This window comes from Pseudodesulfovibrio sediminis (assembly GCF_020886695.1).
Lineage (GTDB): Bacteria > Desulfobacterota > Desulfovibrionia > Desulfovibrionales > Desulfovibrionaceae > Pseudodesulfovibrio > Pseudodesulfovibrio sediminis.
Genome location: NZ_AP024485.1, coordinates 1516744 through 1535660 on the forward strand (window position 1 = coordinate 1516744; position 18917 = coordinate 1535660).

Below are 18917 nucleotides of genomic sequence, written 5' to 3' on the forward strand. Positions count from 1 at the left end.
TCGAAGAGAATACGCGCCTTGCCCACTTTTTGGAACAGGAAATATAGCAACCGCAACAAGAAAGGGGTCCGCCGTACACGGCGAACCCCTTGAATGTTATTGAGACAACAGTAAATGTTCTATTACTTGCTCTTGCCTTTGCCACCGGCATTATTGCCCTTGCCACCGGCATTGTTGCCCTTGCCGGAATTGCTCTTGCCGGGGGCGGAGGAGGACTTGCTGGACTTGGAGCCGCTCTTGGCGGTCTTGGAAGTCTTGCTCAGGCCGATGGCCTTGCCATTGCCGCTGGACACGCCAGGAGTCTTGGACACTCCATTCTTGATATCACGCCCAGTGGTCTTGGTCTTGCCCGCCTTGGCGGAAACAGAGGCCATTGTCATGCCAGCGCCCTTTGCGGCGACCTTGGCGCGCTCACGATGCTGCTTCATGTGTCCCAGTCCGACTGTACTCGGATGGACACCCAGCTCCTGAGCGATCTCACCCCAACCCATTCCGTCATCACGCATGGCGGCAATGCTCTCGACACTCACGGAAGAGGCGTTGGAGACGGCAGTGTCAGCGTCCTCCTGTGCGGCAGCCAGCGCATCCTGCGCTGCGGTCAGTGCATCCTGCGCTGCGGCTGCAGCATCGGGATCTTCGTCCGCATCAATCGCGTCCAGCGCACCCTGTGCGGCTGTAACGGCATCCTCGGCGTCAGCCACGGCCTGTTCGGCATCGGCCACAGCCTCAGCACTTGCTTCAGCAGCGGCTGATGCCAGTGCGTCTGCTTTGGCAGCTTGCGCGGGATTACTGAAAACAGGGCCGTCGTCTTCAGCAGCAACAGGATCGGTAACAGTGTCGTCCGGGGCCGGATCTATCTGTGCAATAACCACCGAAGTGGAAAGAATCATAGTCATCAATACAAGAATCAACCAGAATGACATGCGTTTTATAAACGTAAACATGGTTTATCTCCGTTATGTAATTAATTACCGAACTTCGGTAATAAATTTAACTGATTCATCGAGGGAATACTTCACATCCCCCATATCGATTGTCTCAGCAATTTTAAACCAGCTCAAAGGCAGCCTGGAGCGTTGTATGCCTGGATTCGCGTTCAGCATGTAGTCGCGGATGACTTCTGCCCGTTCCTTGGCAAGAGCGGCATTGCCCTTGACAAAAGGCACTATGTGCAGCGTCAGTTCCTTGTTGACCGTCATCATTGCACTGATCAGATGCAGCGATACCTTGCTGTCGTTTTCCAGAACACTGGTACCCGGTTTGAACGCCATGCTTTTCAGCGTCACATTCCGTTTACCTATTATGAAGTTGCGGTAGTCGAAATTCCCACGCAGATTGAGTTGTGCCGTGGCTTCCATAGCCAGGCTCCCGTCAGGGTAATACTCCAGGAACTTCTTCCATGCCGCAATTGCATCATCTGTTCGCCCGAGCCCGTTCAGGGCCATCGCCTTGTTGTACAAGGCTTCGGGATTATACGGATCCAATCTGAGAACCGTCGTATACTGTGCCAGGGCCTTGACCCATTCACCCCGATCTATGTAGCCATGACCGAGATACAGATTGGCAGAAATATGGTTCGGGTCGAGTCGCAACGCCTTTTCGTAGGCGGCCTTCTCCCGATCGAAATCAAGCATTGCCCAGTATGCCACTCCGGTCCAGAAGACGTAATCGGCATTTTCAGGGTCAAGCTTCACGGCCTTCTCAAGGTACGGCAGGGCTTCCTTCGGTTTATCCAAAGCCAACGTATACCGCCCGACATAATAGGCTGCCGATGCATCTTCAGGGTGTTCCCGCATCTGCTCGCCAATAACCCTGACGCCTTCTTCATACTTCTCCTGTTCAAGATAGTATGGACCCATTACTTTGGCACATCCGGCTACTGCCAGAACAACTACAACCAGCAACATTGCTGAAAATACTTTCACCCAAGGACTCCCTTTTGGTTTTCCGGATCAACCCGTCCTCAATACCATATACCTTTTTCACACACGCAAGGTCACAATATAAAAATCACTCGGCCCCGGTATTTCCCGTCAGACTTCTACTGGTAAAACCGAGCTTGGTCGAAACATCGCTCAACACGCCACAGTCTCTCAGCGCTTCTGTCGCCGCCGCGGCTATGGACTCGTCCGAAACGCCACGCTGTCTGGCGATGACCACAAGGCGGACAAAATACCGCCACTGGGACTCAATGCCTCCGGATTCGAAGCCGGCAGCGAGCATGGATCGAACCAGATCGTATCTGAAATCAATCTGTCCAAGATAGGAGAGCATCTCTGCCCCGACAAGAAAGGACTCCGGGGCCTGCCCTGAGAATTCTTCCACATAGGCAGTGACATCCTGACGGGGAACACCTCTGGACAACCCCTCGCCGACCACGATGAGCAGCGGTGCGGGAACAGGCTTCACATGGGCGGCAAGAAGGGATCTGGCAAAGTCATAATCGTCGACTTTCTTGTTCAGGACACGGACGATCAACGGGACCGCCACATGTTTGACCAATCCTTCAGCCAGCTTGTCTTCCAAAGGGGCAAGGGGAAGTTTCTTGTCACACGCGGTGAGCAACGGAAGGAGCAGGCTTACGCCAGCGTCCTTGTCCATGTCCCCTTCCTTGATCATGGTTCTCACATGATCAAGAACATCGGGGGCCACGCCACAATCCCTGGCACGACTGTTCATGTCTGCCAATGATTCCGTCGCTCCCACGACTGAGGATGTGCCTGCAACGATGAACAGGCTCAAAAGAAGAACCAGAAATAATTTATAGTACATGTTCCCTTTCAACATTCACAAAGACGATGGAATTCCTGTTGCCAAAGCCATCATCCATACTCAACGGCGCACCCGGATCGGGCACCAGCTTTTCCCCGTTCACAAGGAAAAGATATTCATGGTCTCCCTGAGGCAGCTCGGCTTCAAGCACCCATGCCTCGTCTGCCGGACTGTACCACATGACGGACCGCTCTGCACTCCAACCGTTGAAAGACCCGATGACGGCCACTGAAGAGGCCTGTCTGGCCGCATCGTTCAAGACGAAACGGACAGTACTCAACTGGATATGATTTTCAGGCACAGGCCCATCCATTTTAACCACGGTCAGGATCAGCAGGGCCATGGCTATGGTCAAGGCCGGTATGGCTTCCAGAGGTCTGACCTTGATGGCATGAGGCCGCATCATCCACACACGAACCCGTGTCCAGAGAGTCGCGCGTCGGGGTTCAAGCCGACTCATAACCTGCTGGGTAAGGCCCTCTGGCACGGCGGTTTCAGGCGCACGCCGAATATCTTCAATAATGGCTTTTTCCGTAAGGATTTTATTAGTTTCTTCAGTCATCATTACCCTCGTCAAATTGGTGGCGGATCATATCCAGCCCCCTGCTTACGCGCATCTTTGCGCCACTGACGGAAATCTCCAACGAAGTCGCTATCTCCTGCATTGAAAACTCGTATTTGTATCTAAGCATCAACGCTTCCCTATACTTTGTAGGCAGGGCCAGTACCATTTCAAAGGCTTTGCCCCCATCCAAACGATTTTCAATCGCCTTATGCGTGTCCTGGCCATCTCCTGGAGGAACCATGACTGACGCATCTTCCATGAAAACATGTTTATCGCGACCATTGCTGCGAAGCCAGTCGCGGGCCACATTCAGTGCAATCGAATATAACCATGGGAAAAACCGTTTTCCCAATTTAAATGAATCCAGTTTTTCATAGGCCTTTACAAAGGCTTCCTGTGAAAGATCGGCGGCAATGTCTCCATCACTCACCATGCGCAACATGAGATTAAACACCGGTCCCTTGTACTCACGCACCAAGAGACCAAATGCCTGGGTGTCCCCCAGAAGCACATCTTTCACAATTTCCGTTTCCCGTTTATCTCTCATTTACCCTTTCCAAACGGTCCTTTTTCTGGACCAAAACTCAATCTGCACCAATATATACTCTAATTTCCATCAAAAGGTCACATGACTTGCCCACATTGCACACGTAGGCTAAAAAGAGGCTTGCATCATGAAGGAGCATAGCACATGAACAACCATGAGAATACCATTCTCGACGCCATTTTCAACCGTCGCTCCATCCGGAAGTTCACGGATGAGCCGGTCACGCGAGACGAGATTCACACCATTCTGGATGCGGGTCGATGGGCCCCAAGCGGCCTGAACAACCAACCCTGGCGTTTCATGGTTATCACACGTGACACGTTGCGTCATGCCGATTTGGCAGAATGCACCAAATACGCCCATATCGTCCGTCAGTCTGCGGCCTGCATCTGCATCCTGCTCGACAAAACAGCCATGTACAGTGAGATGAAAGACCATCAGGGCGCCGGGGCCTGTACCCAGAACATGCTGCTCGCTGCCCACGCGCTGGGCCTGGGCGCGGTCTGGCTGGGCGAAATCGTCAATGACCAGAAAAAAACATTGGACGTACTTGGTCAATCCCCTGATACATACGAACTCCAGGTTGTCATCGCCCTGGGCCGCCCCGATCAGCAAGGCAGCTCCAACCGAAAAGACCTGTCCGAACTCATGCTGGAGGACTTTTAATGACCATCAAGACCTTTGCTCTGGGCCCGCTCCAGACCAACTGCTACGTGCTCTCTAACGATAGACAGGCCGTGGCTGTCGATCCGGGGGGTGACCCCGCTGCCGTGCTCGACTATCTCAAGGAAAACGGCCTGACCCTGACCCATATCCTGATCACGCACATGCATTTCGATCACACGGCCGGGAACAAGGCGTTGTCCGAGGCGACCGGCGCACCCGTGCTGTGCAACAAGGGGGACGCCCCCCTGCTCGACACGTGGCTCGGCAAAGGCGGCGACATGGGCCTTCCCGTTCTCGATCCCTATGAATGGGAGAATCTGGAACCGGGAGAAACCGAGTTCATCGGCCTGCCCTGCACCATTTTCTATACGCCGGGACACTCCGAAGGCAGTCTGACCTTTTATTTCCCTGATGCACAGACCGCCTTTGTCGGCGACCTCATCTTCTACCGCTCCATCGGGCGCACGGATTTTCCGGGCGGCAACCTCGATATACTCAAAAACTCGGTGCAGACCCATATTTTCACCCTGCCGGAGGACACCACTCTCCTGTCCGGCCATGGTCCGGAGACCTCGGTGGGTGACGAAAAGAATCACAACCCCTTTTTCGGAGGATTTTGATGGCCGATCCCGTCATCATAGATATTCGCGACAAGTGTTGAGGCGTAGGCATGGAGGTAGGTTGGTATCTCCGCTTCGCCAGGACAGACCGCATCGAGGCCCTGGTGTCCATCAAGGCCGGTGCTCAGGTGCGCCATGAGGTCCACACTTTCCCTGATTGGCATTTCGAGTTCGAAGAACATGACGATCACGTTCGGGCCATCATGACCCGCAAGCAACCCGTCTACGACAAGGAGTCCGTGTGAACAAAGCCATCGTATTCGCCTGCAGCCATCGGCGGGGCGGCAACTCGGACCGGGCTGCCCGACTCCTGGCCCAAGGAATAACCGAGGCAGGCGGCGAAGCCGAAGTCCTGTATGTCCGCAACCGCGAAATCATGCATTGCCTGGCCTGTGGATACTGCGACAAGGCAAACAAGGTTCAGGGGCAACGGCGCTGTGTACTCGGGGCCAAAGACGAGGCATGGGACCTGTTCCAGCACTTTTTCTCCTCCCCCTGCATCCTTTTTGCGTCACCCGTCTATTTCTATCATCTCCCGTCGAGGTTCAAGACCTGGATCGACCGGGGGCAACAATACTGGCAGGCCCGTCTGGACAAGGAGCCTTGGATAGCCTCCCTGCCCAAACGCACGGCGCACGCGGTGCTGGTGGCCGGACAGCCTTCAGGAGACAAACTCTTTGAGGGAGCGCGCCTGACCATCAAGTACTTTGTCCAGAATTTCAACATGGACCTGGCCGACCCGCTGGTCTTCCGTGGAATAGATGACCGCAACGACCTGAAGGGACAGGAAACCTTTGAAGCGCAGGTCGTTGAGTTGGGTAAACAGGCCTGGGCTTCCTCCAGCTGATTCGATGCTCCACTTCTTTCAGTCCTGCGCGCACAAACTTGGATTGTCCGCCACACGGTGCCCTGTGTGCACATCCGTCATGCCAGACGCTTCCGAAAGCGTGTGCTCGGCATGCGCCCGGGAGATTGCCCCCCGCACCGGCGGCTACTGCCCTGCCTGCGGGACCGTGTCCGGGATTGCGGACGCGCCCCCGACCCAGTGCCCCGATTGCCGTCACTCTCCACCCCCATGGGACACGCTCATGTTCCACGGCATATACGAAGGCCTGCTCCGAGAACTTGTCATCAACTATAAATTCACAGGAAATATAGGGCAATCAACGCTTTTGGGGACCATGGTCTGCGAGACGTTTGCTCGCGCCCACGCACGGATTCCCGACTGCATCGTGCCTGTGCCGCTGCACACACGGAGGTTGCAAAAAAGAGGATTCAATCAAAGCTTGGAGTTATCGCGTTTGTTGAGTAGAAAGATCAACCGTCCGCTGCTGAGCCACGGATTGCACAGGGTGAGAAACACCCCGCCACAGACACGGCTCGGGCATCGGGAGCGACAGGAGAACATCAGGGATGCCTTTGTCGCGGACCGGGAACTAATCGAAGGGAAGAACATCCTGCTGGTGGACGACGTCTTCACCACAGGAGCAACCCTGTCTGAATGTGCCATCACATTGCGACGGGCCGGCGCTTCCGGAACAGACGTGCTCGTACTGGCGCGAGCAGTGCAGGACTAGACGCATAAAGCATGAGAGCTCTGCCGCGAGCTGTACTCATAAGGGCAGCAGAACCACCCTCTATCCACGAACGCGGAATCGCCTGACACAGCGCTGCTAGAAACGATATTTGAAATGCCAGTTGAAGAAGACCAGATCGAACGGCTCGTCAGACTCGAATTCCTTATAAAAATAGAGTTTCTTGTCCATATCCTTTCCACGGACCTGAAGAGGAATGCGTTTGACTACCTCGCGGTCCTTGGCAAGTACAAGGTACAAGCGTGTATCAGTAATCCTACCAAATGTTTCGAAATTTGTATTGCCTTGAATGACATAGGAACCGGGCTTAACCTGGTCCAGGCAGAAATTGAAACGAACAGGCCCCCCCTTGTTGCTTTTCTGCACCACGGTTTGGACATTGCTACAGGGCAGCTCTCCAGTGGGAATACCCTTCCCTGCACACCCTGCGAGCACAAAAGAAATCACAATCACAAAAAAGAACATCTTCAAACTTTGCACAATGATACCTCATGATTAAATTTGTGGGAATATACACAGGCCCCCCTCCTTTCACAAATTGAAAATCTATTTTTGCAGACCGTCATGTATTGATATTCCACTAAATAAAAGGATCAGCTTGCCCCGGTCAGGAAAAATCTTTAAAAAAGACGAATCGGGACTTGACTTCAACAGGGGGTGCGGCTAGGTTGCCTCCTCTTACGAATTGGAGGTTTTTATTATGTTTGCTATCATTGAGACCGGCGGAAAACAGTACCGCGTTGAAGAAGGTCTTGAACTTAATGTAGATTTGCTCAAGGCCGATGCGGGTAACAACCTCAGCATCGATTCCGTTCTCCTGGTCGAGAAAGACGGCGATACCAAGATTGGTGTTCCGTATGTCGAAGGTGCCAAGGTTGAATGCGAAGTTCTCGGTCACATCCGTGGCGAAAAGATCGTCGTCTTCCACAAGCTGCCTAAAAAGGACGCTCGCAAGACGCAGGGTCACCGCCAGGATTACACCCAACTTAAAGTCAAGTCCATCACGGCCTAGCGGTCAGGAAGGGAGGATAACATGGCTCATAAGAAAGCTGGTGGTAGTTCCAGAAACGGTCGCGACAGCGCCGGACAAAGACGTGGCGTGAAGATTTTCGGTGGTCAGGAAGTCGTAGCAGGCAACATCCTTGTTCGTCAGCTCGGCACCAAGTTCCACGCAGGCGAAGGCGTTGGCATCGGCAAGGATTACACCTTGTTTGCTCTGCGCGACGGCGTCGTCAAATACGAGAAGTACACTCGCAAGAAAGTCGTCAAGACTCGCGTGCTCGTACTGCCCTCCGAGGCCTAGTACTCGTCAAAAAGCAATTTCACCGGGCAGGGAGCGTTTCCGACGCTCTCTGCCCGTTTTGCTGTTTTCCTGCCGCAGACAAAGCGGCTGAGGTATTGATATGCGATTCGTAGATGAAGCGACCATCAAGGTATCGTCCGGCAAGGGCGGCAACGGCTGTGCAAGTCTCAGGCGTGAAGCCAACGTGCCCAAAGGCGGACCGGACGGCGGGGACGGCGGCAAAGGCGGCGACCTCATCTTCCGTGGTTCTTCACGTCTCATGACCCTGTACGATTTTCGTCTGAAGCGCATGTATGGCGCCAAGAACGGTCAGCAGGGAATGGGCCGCGACCGCTACGGCAAGGCTGCTGACGACCTGATCATCGATCTGCCCGTGGGCACCCTCGTCTATGAAGTCACCGAGGAAGAAGACGGCACGACCCATGAAAAGCTCATTGCCGACCTGGTGGAAGACGGCACCGCGATCACCATCTGCGAAGGCGGCAGAGGCGGACGTGGCAACCTGCATTTCAAATCCTCGACCAACCGGACTCCTCGTTATGCCGAGCCCGGCTTTCCCGGCGAGGAAAAGAAAATTCGCCTGGAGCTGAAGATTCTGGCCGATGTCGGTCTGCTGGGCCTCCCCTCTGCGGGCAAGTCCACATTCATTTCCAAAATTTCCGCTGCCCGCCCCAAGATCGCGGCCTATCCGTTCACCACGCTTGTGCCGAATCTCGGCGTCATCGAGGACGACGACTACAACCGCATGGTCATTGCCGACATCCCCGGCCTTATCGAAGGCGCTTCCGAGGGACGCGGCCTGGGCATCACCTTCCTCAAGCATGTGGAGCGCACCCGTTTTCTCGTGCACATTCTCGCTGTGGAAGACCTGAACCGTGAGGATCCCCTGGACGGCTATGAAATGCTGAACCAGGAACTCCGCGAATACAACGCTGAAATAGCTGAAAAAACGCAGATCAAGGTCATCAACAAGATTGATACGCTCTCGGATGAGGAGCTGGAAGAATTGAAAGCCACTGTCGCAGCCACAGGCGAAAAGGTGTTCTTCATCTCCGCCCTGCGCGGTGACGGTCTGGACGAGTTACTCGCAGAGATGTGGCACCAACTCTCCCTGCTTGAGATGCAGCCCGACGAGATCGAAGAGAATTAATTCTCCAGGCCGTTTCTATGATGGAAACGAATTCTGTTATCATACGATCTGTCTGATTGCCCTTCATTCAAAGACGATATAGTCCCGTAGAGTTCCCCAAGGCTCTCTTCCATTTCTGTAGAAAAACCCCGTGCCGCAGCATGGTTGTCAGCATCGGCTCCAGTGATCTCACCGGCACCGTTGATGACTGTGGTATCTTCGTGACCAGCAATACCCTGCACGTATGTAGAGGTGGTACGCAACTGATCCGGCCCATCCATTTTCACATCCACCCATTCTTTCGCATCAACAGACTCATGCGATACAGTTTTACCGTTCTCAAACACTTCTCGCTCATGACTCGATTCACGCAAGAGTCCCGGCGCGTCATTCTCGGTCAGGGCCCCACCTTTACGGAAGAGCTGACGGCGCTCCTTCTGCCGAAAAGAACTTTCCTTTGCCCCCTCGGTATCTTTCTGACGCATGACAAGCTCTCCGTCCTTGTACAACTCGTCAGTCCATGAAATTTCATAGGGCTTGTCCCCTTCTCCATAATCAGCAATCTTTTTTGCGGAGCTGTAGTTCGAGTCATTGATATGGTCAGCTACACCATCCAAAAATTGATCTGCCTCACTCCCGCTTGTAAGCAGCTTGCTACCAAGGAGTCCTACGGCTGTCTGCTGTCCCGCACCAAGATATTCCGCATCGCTCATTCCCAACATTTCAACAATACCAGCACGCCCTTCAAGGAAAGACGTGCCTGTCTCTTCTTCTACCATGGAGCCGTGGCTTCGCTTCACCAGTTCGCCCTTGTTGTACCAGGAGACATCAACAGACTGCTCCTGCTTACCGTCCGTCGAGGCCGCCTCATCCCGTTTGCGATCATCGAACCGTGCATCGCGAATCAACTCACCCTCGCTGTCGTAATCCTTGATCTGCACGATCAGATTTGACTCGTGTTTCATTTCTCGCGTACTTCGTTTCGGCATTCCGCCCACATCGTCATATGAGCGATTGGACTGCTGCGTGAAACGCCCCTCCTGTTCCACTGTGACTTCACGGGACAACTGCATGTTTTCGCCGTACTCCTTGAGCTCGGCAAAGTAATCCACAATATGCTTTTCAGAGGTCACACCACCGATAAGGTTATCCGCGTTCAGGTCCACTGCTTCAGCTCCCTGACTCATCAGGTTTTTTATAAAGATCAAGGCTCCCGTGTCCGGACGCTTACTATTCTTGGTCTGCAACAACATACTGTCATGCATCTCATACGTAAGCTGTCCATTCTCAAAATTTTGAATATCCCGAGTCATCACGGCCGAGGTCATGCCATTCTTGGTTTCACCTTCAGCGAGCTCCGTATGAATAGACTGGATCACCCGACCGGATGCATCATAGAATTCCGTATCCAAGATAGCCCCACTCTCACTGATGACACCGGTCACCGACTTGACAATCTCCCCATTTTTGAACTCTTCGATGGTCAAAGAGTCTCCGTCAATAGAGACTTTCTGTATATTACCGTTTTTGAGCGTAGAGGTTCCTTCCTTCAAATCCGAAGAGAGGCTCCAGTATGTCCCAGCCTCTTCATCCATACGACGATTGGCTTCACGAACCGCATTCAGGGATGTCTGATCGGCCTGAGCACGGCGAAACGCTTCATCGCTGATATGGACAACGTCCTGCTGCGAAGGAGGAGATATCTCCGTTTTCTTTTCTGAACGGGAAGCGGAGGAAGCAATTTGTAGTGAGGAAGAATATGCAGGATTGATGGCGTCCATGATGTATTCACCTTGAAAATGAGAAGTATCTCTGAAGACAGAAACGATTGCCACACTATGCCCATATCGGCATAACACCGGATTTCTTTACCCCTGAATATCGATTCATACATTATTCATTGCCCCTCTCTGGGATCAAGTCACTTCTTGCCACCTCCCCCCGGAGTGCTGTACTGTGCGCCCCATGATAAATCGTGAATCTCTGCTCACCGATATCCACCGTGTGGTGGTCAAGGTTGGAAGCGCAGTTATCACCACGGGAGACGGGCTGAATCATGCCGCCATCAACCAGCTGGCGGATCAGCTCGCGGCCCTGCGTGAGCAAGGTATGGAAATCGTTCTGGTCTCTTCCGGCGCCGTGGCTGCCGGACGCCAACGCATTTTCGAGCGCACCAGCAAGAAGAGCAAAAAATATACGGATATGGCTTCCCGCCAGGCAGCTTCGGCCATCGGCCAGGGACGACTCATGCACGACTATGACGAGGCCTTTGCCCGTCATGGTCTGGTCACCGCCCAGGTCCTGCTGACCCGTAACGGTCTCAAGGTCCGCGAACGTTTTCTCAACGCCCGCAACACCATGGAAAGACTCCTTGAGTGGGGCGTCATTCCCATTGTCAACGAGAACGACACGGTCTCCACTCGTGAGCTGGAGTTTGGTGACAACGACACACTCGGCGCCATGTGCATCGGACTTATCGGTGCGGATTTGTTCGTCAACCTGACATCGGCCGACGGTGTGTTCGACAAGAACCCGGACAATCACCCGGATGCCAAGGCCATGCCGACCATAGAAAAAATCGACGCCATGGATATCGAAACCATGTGCGACGGCACCACCTCTGTCGGCACCGGCGGCATGTACTCCAAATTGCGGGCAGCCCGACGGGCATCCCAGCTCGGCGTGCCCACGTTCATCGTATCCGGCAAGGGTGATTTCGACTTCATGACCGCCCTGCGCAGCACGGACAGAGGGACGCTGGTCATTCCCCGGGAGCATGCCGTTTCCAGCAAAAAATTCTGGCTCGCCTATCATGACGACCCGGCAGGGTCCATTGTCGTTGACAAGGGCGCGGCCGAAGCCCTGATGAGCAAGGGAAAATCCCTGCTCCCCATCGGCATAGCCAAGGTGGACGGTTGTTTTGATCAGGGAGCACTTGTCTTCATCAAGACACTGGACGGCGACGAACTCGGCGTCGGACTGACCAACTTTTCTTCGGATGAACTGTGCCGCATCAAGGGTAAACGTACCGGTGACCTTGATTCAATAATAGGCCACCAGACCTCCAACGAGGCCATTCACCGGGATAATATGCTGCTGGATGCGGCCATATAATGCGCAAACTCTATCTCGACAAGAATCTTCAGTATGTCTTCGCCGTCACCTTGATAGCCATTCTCGGTGTCTCTTCCATCATTCCTGCCTTGCCGGGCATCATTGAGGGACTTAACTTCACTCCGGCAACCATCGGGCTGACCATCGCGGTTTTCACCCTGCCCGGCGTCCTGCTCGCTCCAGTGGTGGGCATCCTGGCGGATCGTATAGGTCGCAAGATCATCCTGGTCCCATCGCTCATCATTTTCGGCATCTTCGGATTCAGCTGTTTTTTCGCTCAATCCATGACGCAACTGCTGGTTCTGCGATTTCTCCAAGGTATCGGAGCCGCGCCCCTTGGCGTCCTTTACGGCACCATCATTGGCGACCTCTACCAAGGCAAAGAACGCGCACAGGCCATGGGGTACAACGCCTCCGTCCTGTCCATGGGCACAGCCGGTTTTCCTGCGCTGGGCGGTTTTCTGGCCATGCTCGGCTGGAACTGGCCCTTCCTCCTGCCCCTGCTGGCCATCCCCCTCGGCCTGTCCATCATCAAGGGCATGGATTCTCCTGAACCCCAGAGCAAGGGCAGTCTCAAGGACTACCTCAAGGAAGCCTTAGACCAAATGAAAACACGACAGGCTCTGGCTCTTTTTGCCACAACCTGGCTCACCTTCATGATCCTCTACGGCCCTATCGTCACTTATGTACCCATCCTGCTGAGTCATAAATTTCAGGCTTCGCCCGCTTCCATCGGCATCGTCTTTCTGGTGGCATCAGGCTTCGCCGGGCTGGCCGCCTTCCAACTGGGCAGACTGGCCAATGTCTTCGGGCAGAAGATATTGCTGTCTGCCGCAGCCGTGCTCTATGGAGCGTCCATGCTTCTCATGCCCGAAGCACCGGGTCTGTGGAGCACCATCCCCCCGGTCATCTGCTTCGGCCTGGCCCAGGGCCTGAACATCCCCACCACCATGACCATGCTGACAACCATCGCTCCCATGGAACAACGCGGCGCATTCATGGCCGCAAACGGGCTGCTTCTGCGTCTGGCGCAAACCGTCGCGCCCCTGTTCATGGGGCTTATCTATGCCGTGCTCGGCATGACCGCCGTGTTCTGGAGTGGATTCCTTTTTGCCGTGGCGATTCTGATCCTTGCCATTTTCTACATACAGAATCCCAAAGCTGAATAGCGCCCCCTAATCCTGCGGGCGAAACACGCCGATAAGAAAGACAACCAAGGTGGTTGTCATGACTCGTTTACGTTCGCGATTACAACACAGGCTCAACCCGCTGCATATCTATTGCAGGCTGCGCACACTGGGCCTGACCCACAGCGTTGCCACAGCCATGAGCCGGTACTACGAACACATCCTCTATCGTCGTATGTTAGCCTGATGCCGACCTATCGCCTCTGACGCCACACGCGCAGCAGGCTACTGATTTCGATACATATTGATGAAATTATCCAGTGAGTTGCGCTGCCGTTCCATGTGCAAGACCCAGGCGTCCAGAATTTCCAACCCCTCCTGCGTGATGGAATAGACCCGCTTGGCCGGACCATCTCCTTCCGCATCCCACCGGGATTCGACCAATCCTTCATCATCCATCTGACGCAGATGCCGATAGATCATGCCAGGAGGCGCTTCATCACGCATGAATCCGTACTCCGCAATAGCCTGAATCAGCTGATATCCATAGGATTCTCCCCCTTTCAACGCCATGAGCAGAGAGGGCTGAACATATCTTTGCGGCTTGCTGCCACCAACTTTTTTTGACATTTCTGCAATGTCCTTCTTGACTATAGGTTCTTAAAGGATATATATGTTACAGACACAAGGGTTCATAAAGGCACAACGCCAAAGGAGATGAACATGAAGATATTTGTACGCGAACGTCGCAGGTCTGGCAAAGGCGAAAAAAAGCCCCGTTACCGTGTTGTCGGTGTTCAGGGGAGCGATCTCAAACTTTACGCCAAGCGCGTGCGCAAGTGCGAGCTTGACGAGATTGTGAAGCATACAGGTGCTGATGTCGTGCTGCTTGAGCGCGATGGAAAGGGTGACGCATCCGGTAGGTAGAGCAGTCTCATCCCAAATGAAAGGCCGGAAACACTATGTGTTTCCGGCCTTTTACGTTTACTGCCAGTTAGTCTTTATAAATAATGGTACCCACATGTTCGCCCCTGAGCGCGGCATGCAGATGTTCAGGATGACGCAAAACGTCGATAATCTGGAACGACTTCAACGTCTTGGCGTTCTTGAGGAAGGTCAGGACGGGGCGTTCCACGATGAGGTCTTCAAGGTCCATCTCGATCAGTTCGTCAACATGAATCTTGTCGAAAAACTTCATGGTATCGCGATCGCCCTTCTTCGGGTCATTCTCATACATACCCTTTTCGTCCTTCAAATAAATGAGGGACTTGGCACCGATGTTCTCGGCCAGCAGACAGGCACCGGAATCGGTGCGGTGAGGCGGAATGGAACCCAGCTCTGCCGGATGTTCGAAGAACCCATAAGGCGGGATACCGGTCGTGATGGGCAGGTAGCCCAGCTGGCAGTACATATGCAACTGCTCCAGATGATCACCGTGACCGATCATGGCACCACCGTGCTTGGCCAAAAGCACTGAAAGCATCTCGGCGTTCTGAGCCGAAACCTTATCGCCGAGCTTGGACAGGACACCGGTCGGCATACCGAGATCGATACCGATATTATAGACGTGGCGGGCACGCGTGCCACCACCACACATGAGCAGAATCTTGTGCTCTTCCTTGGCTTTGACCAACTCCTCCAGAATGGGAAACAGCGCCTTGGCACCACGATCCATTATGGACTGGCCGCCAATCTTGAGCACATGCACATCAGGCTGCATGCGGAAATAGTTCTCCGACTCCGTCTTCGCAAGCAATCCCTTGGCCACAAGGGATTCACCCAGCAACGGTGTATCGATGTGCAACCGGCCCTTCTCACCCTCTTCCTTGATAAGCTTACCCATGTAGATCCTCCGGGGAATTAGTTACTTGTTTGAGATTGATACTGTACGCGGCTGATCAAAAAAAACAAGTGGATGATAACAGATTGAAACTATGCTCATCAGAGCCGGATACAACGGCTAAATGGAAATCTTCCCTTTCCGCAACAGGTAGGCAAGGCAGATACCCACACCGAATGCCCAGGCCAGGTTGGCGGCCAAAGTGATGCCGAGCATGATGACAACGACAAAAAGATCCGACCGCGACTCCACATCCTGCAGCGTCAACGCCAGCTGTGAACCAGAGAAGAAGAGCAGCACACCCAGCACGCCCATGGGCAGCAGGTGCAGCACATTGACCGAGTCTGTTCCAAGAAATACCGCCAGCGCCACAAACAACCCACCGATGATCCAGTTCGATCCCGATGTACGTGCGCCAAAGGCATAGTGCGCGGCCAGACCGCCCGCTCCGTGACAGACCGGCATGCCGCCGACCAGCGAACCAAAGACGTTGGCCGCCCCCATGGAGATGCACAGGGCGCGGTCCGTGACCCGGCGGCTTTCATTACCGAAATATTCGAAGCTCAGGTCCCTGTTCGCAATGACCGCGTTCCCCATGGTCATGGGAATCTGCGGCGCCACCAACGCCAACAAAGCATAGGTGAAGTCCATTCCGGTCGGCATACCGAACGGCAGGACCCCAGGCAGGTGTATACCCACTGCAACGGAGGTCAACTCACGCCAGGCCCCCAGACATGCGCCGACAACGGCACCGCACACGACGACCACCAATCCAGCGGGATATTTACGGTTATTCAACAAAAACAGAGTGGCGGCGCCAAAACAGACGCCGGTCACGATGGACATGGGAACCGGACCAATGGACTGCACTGCCAGAAAAGGCTCGACCGCCCCGCGCACGACCTGAAAGGCATTGGTACCGGCAATAAGGGACGCGCCCTTGGTAAGCAGCAGAACGCCCGTGGCCATTTGCACGCCCCGGATGACAGCTCTGGGCACGACTCTGGCCACAATTGTAACCAGGCCGGTTGCGCCGAGGAATAGCAGGAAAGCGGCCAGCAGCATACCGGACGCGGTAATAACCCCGGGAGACAGGGCCATGGCAATGCCATAGGCAGAGACGACCTTCATGGGCTGCACGGCAATAGGCACCCGAAAATAGGAACCGGCCACAATATACATGAGCCCCACAGTCAGGAACACACCGGTGGGCGACAAACCGTTGATCATAATCATGCCGAAGGCCAGCGGCAGTAGTGTCCCCAGATCCCCAACGGAACCGGCCCATTCCATTCTGTCAAAACTGATTTTCATGGCAACTCTATTGTAGTGCAGGTATTAACTAATCAATAGTTACAGACTCTCCATATATTAAGCAACCACGGGTTGTTGACTTACGCCCACCTTTGAACGACAATCGTCACCCAATCAGGAATAATGCCGGTTTCAGGAGAAATCATGAAAAAAGAGTCCATCAGCAAGCGCGATATGAAGCGGTATCAGCTTCAGGCCAAATCCATCATAGAAACGCTGCCGTATATCACTGAATTCTATGGCAAGACCATTGTCATCAAATACGGCGGCAACGCCATGATCGACGATGACCTGAAGCATGCATTTGCGCTCAACATCATTCTGCTGAAATATATCGGCATCAATGTCGTGGTCGTCCACGGCGGAGGGCCGCAAATCGGCAAGATGCTCGACGCACTGAATATTCAATCCCACTTCCGCCAAGGGTATCGCGTCACCGACGACGCGACCATGGACGTGGTGGAGATGGTCCTCGTGGGCAAGGTGAACAAGGAGATCGTCAACCTGATCAACCTGCACGGCGGCGAGGCGGTCGGCCTGTCGGGCAAGGACGGCAAGCTCATCAGTGCCGAGCCCAAGGAGCTGGCCATTGAAAAAGATGATGCACCGCCCGAGATTATCGACCTCGGCAAGGTCGGCGAGGTGACTGCGGTCAACACCAAGCTCCTCCACTCCCTGCTGGATGACGGTTTCATCCCTGTCATCGCCCCTGTCGGCGTTGACGACGATGGCAACACCTACAATATCAACGCCGATTCCGTGGCCGGAGCCGTGGCAACCGCCATGGGCGCAAAGCGCCTCTACCTGCTCACCGACGTGCCTGGCCTGCTTGATGGAGACGGCGAACTCATCTCCTCCCTGACTGCCAAGGAGGCCTTTGAAGCCATCAGCACCGGCGTGGTCACAGGCGGCATGATCCCCAAGATCAAATGCTGCCTCGAAGCCGTTGCCGGGGTGGAGAAATCCGCCATCATCGACGGTCGGGTGGAGAACTGCATTCTCCTTGAGCTCTTCACCAAGTCCGGTATCGGTACCGAAATCATTTACTAGGTTGTCACCAATGAATCATGGCTTTTTCACCATCATCAGTCGCGAAGAGTTCGTTGCATTCCTCGCCGAGTTCCCGCAGCTCCCACCGGAAAAAGTGAACCTGGCACACGCCTCTGGACGCATATTGGCGGAAAGCCTCACAGCCGACCACGACTGGCCGCTCCTCGACCGCTCCTGCATGGACGGTTTTGCGGTCAATGCGCGGGACATCTTCGGTGCCACCGAGACCAACCCCGGCTATCTGGAATGTACGGCGACCCTGCCCATCGACCAGATGCCCGCAGTCATCGTCAACCCGGGAGACTGCGCCCGCATCTCAACCGGAGGGGTCCTGCCCGAAGGCGCAGACGCCGTGGTCATGGTTGAGCACACGCACTCCATGGAGGGCGAGGATGACCTCGGCACCATCGAGATTCGCAAGAGCGCCGCTCCGGGCGAAAATGTCATGCAGCGCGGTGAAGACGCACAGAAAGGCAAGGAGGCGTTGGCCCCCGGCACCACGATCCGTCCACAGGAAGTCGGACTGGCGGCGGCCCTCGGCTTTGAAGAAATTTCCGTTTCCAGACAGCCCCGAGTAGGCATCCTGTCCACAGGGGACGAACTCATTGAGGTAAACCGGACACCCAGTCCTGGTCAGGTACGCGATGTGAACTCGTACACCCTGGCCGCGCTGGTTGAACAGGCTCACGGCGTCCCGACCCGATACGGTATCATCAAGGATGATCTGAACAGCCTGTCCACCGCTCTGGAAAAGGCTATACAGGAAAACGACCTCGTGCTCCTGTCAGGCGGCAGCTCTATCGGTGTCCGCGACCTCACGGTACAGGCCATCGAGACCATGACCGACGCACAGATCCTGGCTCATGGGGTTTCCCTGAGTCCGGGCAAGCCGACCATCCTCGCCAGCGTGGGCGGGAAGCCGGTGCTCGGCCTGCCGGGGCAGGTGACCTCGGCGCTGGTGGTCATGCACGTCCTCATTCTGCCGTTGATCCGCCACCTTCAGGGTGATGCCACTACATTTCTTGACACCAGACGGCCTCTGCGCAAGGCAGAGCTGGCACGCAACGTGGCCTCCAAGCCGGGCCGGGAAGATTATGTACGCATCAGGCTGGAAGAAAGGGAGGACCAACTCCCCCTCGCTCATCCCGTACTCGGTAAATCCGGGTTGCTCAGAACCATCGTCCAGGCGCAAGGCCTGGCCCGCATTCCAGTCGATTCAGAGGGACTCTACGAAGGCGAACTGGTTGATATCTGGATGATATAATAGTCTTATAT

The 18917-nt window shown here is 54.6% G+C and carries 24 protein-coding genes; 14 read left to right on the forward strand and 10 right to left on the reverse strand.

Features of this window, described 5'->3' with window-relative positions:
- Nucleotides 1-122: 122 nt before the first annotated feature.
- The 5 genes from SRBAKS_RS07250 to SRBAKS_RS07270 form a co-directional block, all read right to left on the reverse strand.
- Entirely contained in the window at nt 123-944 is an 822-nt protein-coding gene (locus SRBAKS_RS07250; protein WP_229595606.1) for a helix-turn-helix domain-containing protein, read from the reverse strand.
- A gap of 24 nt (nt 945-968) precedes the next feature.
- Entirely contained in the window at nt 969-1925 is a 957-nt protein-coding gene (locus tag SRBAKS_RS07255; RefSeq protein WP_229595608.1) for a tetratricopeptide repeat protein, read from the reverse strand.
- Between the two features lie 85 nt (nt 1926-2010).
- Nucleotides 2011-2772: a hypothetical protein gene (locus SRBAKS_RS07260; protein ID WP_229595610.1), complete on the reverse strand. Its 762-nt coding sequence runs from the start codon at nt 2770-2772 to the stop codon at nt 2011-2013.
- Nucleotides 2762-3334 (reverse strand): glycogen-binding domain-containing protein, encoded by a 573-nt coding sequence (locus SRBAKS_RS07265; RefSeq protein ID WP_229595611.1) that lies wholly within the window; start codon nt 3332-3334, stop codon nt 2762-2764. The genes SRBAKS_RS07260 and SRBAKS_RS07265 overlap by 11 nt, the downstream gene beginning before the upstream one ends.
- A complete protein-coding gene (locus SRBAKS_RS07270; RefSeq protein ID WP_229595612.1) occupies nt 3327-3884 on the reverse strand; it encodes an RNA polymerase sigma factor in 558 nt (185 codons plus the stop codon). Before SRBAKS_RS07270 ends, SRBAKS_RS07265 begins: the two co-directional genes overlap by 8 nt.
- A gap of 144 nt (nt 3885-4028) precedes the next feature.
- Here SRBAKS_RS07270 and SRBAKS_RS07275 point away from each other — a divergent pair, with 144 nt between their 5' ends.
- The 5 genes from SRBAKS_RS07275 to SRBAKS_RS07295 all read left to right on the forward strand — a co-directional run bounded on the left by SRBAKS_RS07275 (nt 4029) and on the right by SRBAKS_RS07295 (nt 6747).
- Entirely contained in the window at nt 4029-4550 is a 522-nt protein-coding gene (locus SRBAKS_RS07275; protein ID WP_229595613.1) for a nitroreductase family protein, read from the forward strand.
- Nucleotides 4550-5170 (forward strand): MBL fold metallo-hydrolase, encoded by a 621-nt coding sequence (locus tag SRBAKS_RS07280; RefSeq protein ID WP_229595614.1) that lies wholly within the window; start codon nt 4550-4552, stop codon nt 5168-5170. Before SRBAKS_RS07275 ends, SRBAKS_RS07280 begins: the two co-directional genes overlap by 1 nt.
- 50 nt (nt 5171-5220) lie before the next feature.
- Nucleotides 5221-5415, forward strand: a complete 195-nt coding sequence (locus SRBAKS_RS07285) for a hypothetical protein (RefSeq protein ID WP_229595619.1) — start codon at nt 5221-5223, stop codon at nt 5413-5415.
- Nucleotides 5412-6017, forward strand: a complete 606-nt coding sequence (locus SRBAKS_RS07290) for a flavodoxin family protein (RefSeq protein ID WP_229595621.1) — start codon at nt 5412-5414, stop codon at nt 6015-6017. The genes SRBAKS_RS07285 and SRBAKS_RS07290 overlap by 4 nt, the downstream gene beginning before the upstream one ends.
- A 79-nt stretch (nt 6018-6096) precedes the next feature.
- Nucleotides 6097-6747 carry a ComF family protein gene (locus SRBAKS_RS07295; RefSeq protein WP_229595623.1) on the forward strand — a complete coding sequence of 217 codons (651 nt, stop codon included), beginning with the start codon at nt 6097-6099 and terminating at the stop codon, nt 6745-6747.
- 96 nt (nt 6748-6843) lie between these two features.
- Here SRBAKS_RS07295 and SRBAKS_RS07300 read toward each other — a convergent pair whose 3' ends face one another.
- Nucleotides 6844-7245: a hypothetical protein gene (locus SRBAKS_RS07300; protein WP_229595625.1), complete on the reverse strand. Its 402-nt coding sequence runs from the start codon at nt 7243-7245 to the stop codon at nt 6844-6846.
- Nucleotides 7246-7465: 220 nt separating this feature from the next.
- On the opposite strand from SRBAKS_RS07300, the gene rplU reads away from it, so the two are divergent.
- From rplU to obgE, 3 genes are all read left to right on the forward strand, one after another.
- Entirely contained in the window at nt 7466-7777 is a 312-nt protein-coding gene (gene rplU, locus SRBAKS_RS07305; protein ID WP_229595630.1) for a 50S ribosomal protein L21, read from the forward strand.
- A gap of 21 nt (nt 7778-7798) precedes the next feature.
- Nucleotides 7799-8068 carry a 50S ribosomal protein L27 gene (gene rpmA / locus SRBAKS_RS07310; protein ID WP_229595631.1) on the forward strand — a complete coding sequence of 90 codons (270 nt, stop codon included), beginning with the start codon at nt 7799-7801 and terminating at the stop codon, nt 8066-8068.
- 100 nt (nt 8069-8168) lie between these two features.
- Nucleotides 8169-9218 (forward strand): GTPase ObgE, encoded by a 1050-nt coding sequence (gene obgE / locus SRBAKS_RS07315; protein WP_229595635.1) that lies wholly within the window; start codon nt 8169-8171, stop codon nt 9216-9218.
- Here the strand turns inward: obgE and SRBAKS_RS07320 are convergent.
- Nucleotides 9215-10978, reverse strand: a complete 1764-nt coding sequence (locus tag SRBAKS_RS07320) for a hypothetical protein (RefSeq protein ID WP_229595638.1) — start codon at nt 10976-10978, stop codon at nt 9215-9217. The two genes, obgE and SRBAKS_RS07320, sit on opposite strands and share 4 nt — an antisense overlap.
- A 184-nt stretch (nt 10979-11162) precedes the next feature.
- Between SRBAKS_RS07320 and proB the strand changes: the two genes are divergently transcribed.
- From proB to SRBAKS_RS07335, 3 genes are read left to right on the forward strand one after another with little or no spacing between them, the layout of a single operon-like run.
- Complete coding sequence (gene proB, locus SRBAKS_RS07325; RefSeq protein ID WP_229595640.1) at nt 11163-12311, forward strand: glutamate 5-kinase; 1149 nt, start codon at nt 11163-11165, stop codon at nt 12309-12311.
- Nucleotides 12311-13480, forward strand: coding sequence for an MFS transporter (locus SRBAKS_RS07330; protein ID WP_229595642.1), 1170 nt, complete (start codon nt 12311-12313; stop codon nt 13478-13480). Before proB ends, SRBAKS_RS07330 begins: the two co-directional genes overlap by 1 nt.
- A gap of 58 nt (nt 13481-13538) precedes the next feature.
- Nucleotides 13539-13685: a hypothetical protein gene (locus SRBAKS_RS07335; protein WP_229595643.1), complete on the forward strand. Its 147-nt coding sequence runs from the start codon at nt 13539-13541 to the stop codon at nt 13683-13685.
- A gap of 38 nt (nt 13686-13723) precedes the next feature.
- On the opposite strand, the gene SRBAKS_RS07340 is transcribed toward SRBAKS_RS07335, so the two are convergent.
- The gene (locus tag SRBAKS_RS07340; protein WP_229595644.1) at nt 13724-14068 is read right to left on the reverse strand and encodes a PadR family transcriptional regulator; all 345 of its coding nucleotides are present in this window, start codon (nt 14066-14068) and stop codon (nt 13724-13726) included.
- 93 nt (nt 14069-14161) lie between these two features.
- On the opposite strand from SRBAKS_RS07340, the gene SRBAKS_RS07345 reads away from it, so the two are divergent.
- Nucleotides 14162-14365, forward strand: a complete 204-nt coding sequence (locus SRBAKS_RS07345) for a hypothetical protein (RefSeq protein ID WP_229595645.1) — start codon at nt 14162-14164, stop codon at nt 14363-14365.
- 67 nt (nt 14366-14432) lie between these two features.
- On the opposite strand, the gene SRBAKS_RS07350 is transcribed toward SRBAKS_RS07345, so the two are convergent.
- A complete protein-coding gene (locus SRBAKS_RS07350; RefSeq protein ID WP_229595646.1) occupies nt 14433-15281 on the reverse strand; it encodes an amino acid kinase family protein in 849 nt (282 codons plus the stop codon).
- Between the two features lie 117 nt (nt 15282-15398).
- The gene (locus SRBAKS_RS07355; RefSeq protein ID WP_229595647.1) at nt 15399-16592 is read right to left on the reverse strand and encodes a putative sulfate/molybdate transporter; all 1194 of its coding nucleotides are present in this window, start codon (nt 16590-16592) and stop codon (nt 15399-15401) included.
- Between the two features lie 174 nt (nt 16593-16766).
- Here SRBAKS_RS07355 and argB point away from each other — a divergent pair, with 174 nt between their 5' ends.
- Complete coding sequence (gene argB, locus SRBAKS_RS07360) at nt 16767-17642, forward strand: acetylglutamate kinase (RefSeq protein ID WP_430709110.1); 876 nt, start codon at nt 16767-16769, stop codon at nt 17640-17642.
- 10 nt (nt 17643-17652) lie between these two features.
- Entirely contained in the window at nt 17653-18906 is a 1254-nt protein-coding gene (locus SRBAKS_RS07365; RefSeq protein ID WP_229595649.1) for a molybdopterin molybdotransferase MoeA, read from the forward strand.
- Nucleotides 18907-18917: the final 11 nt, after the last annotated feature.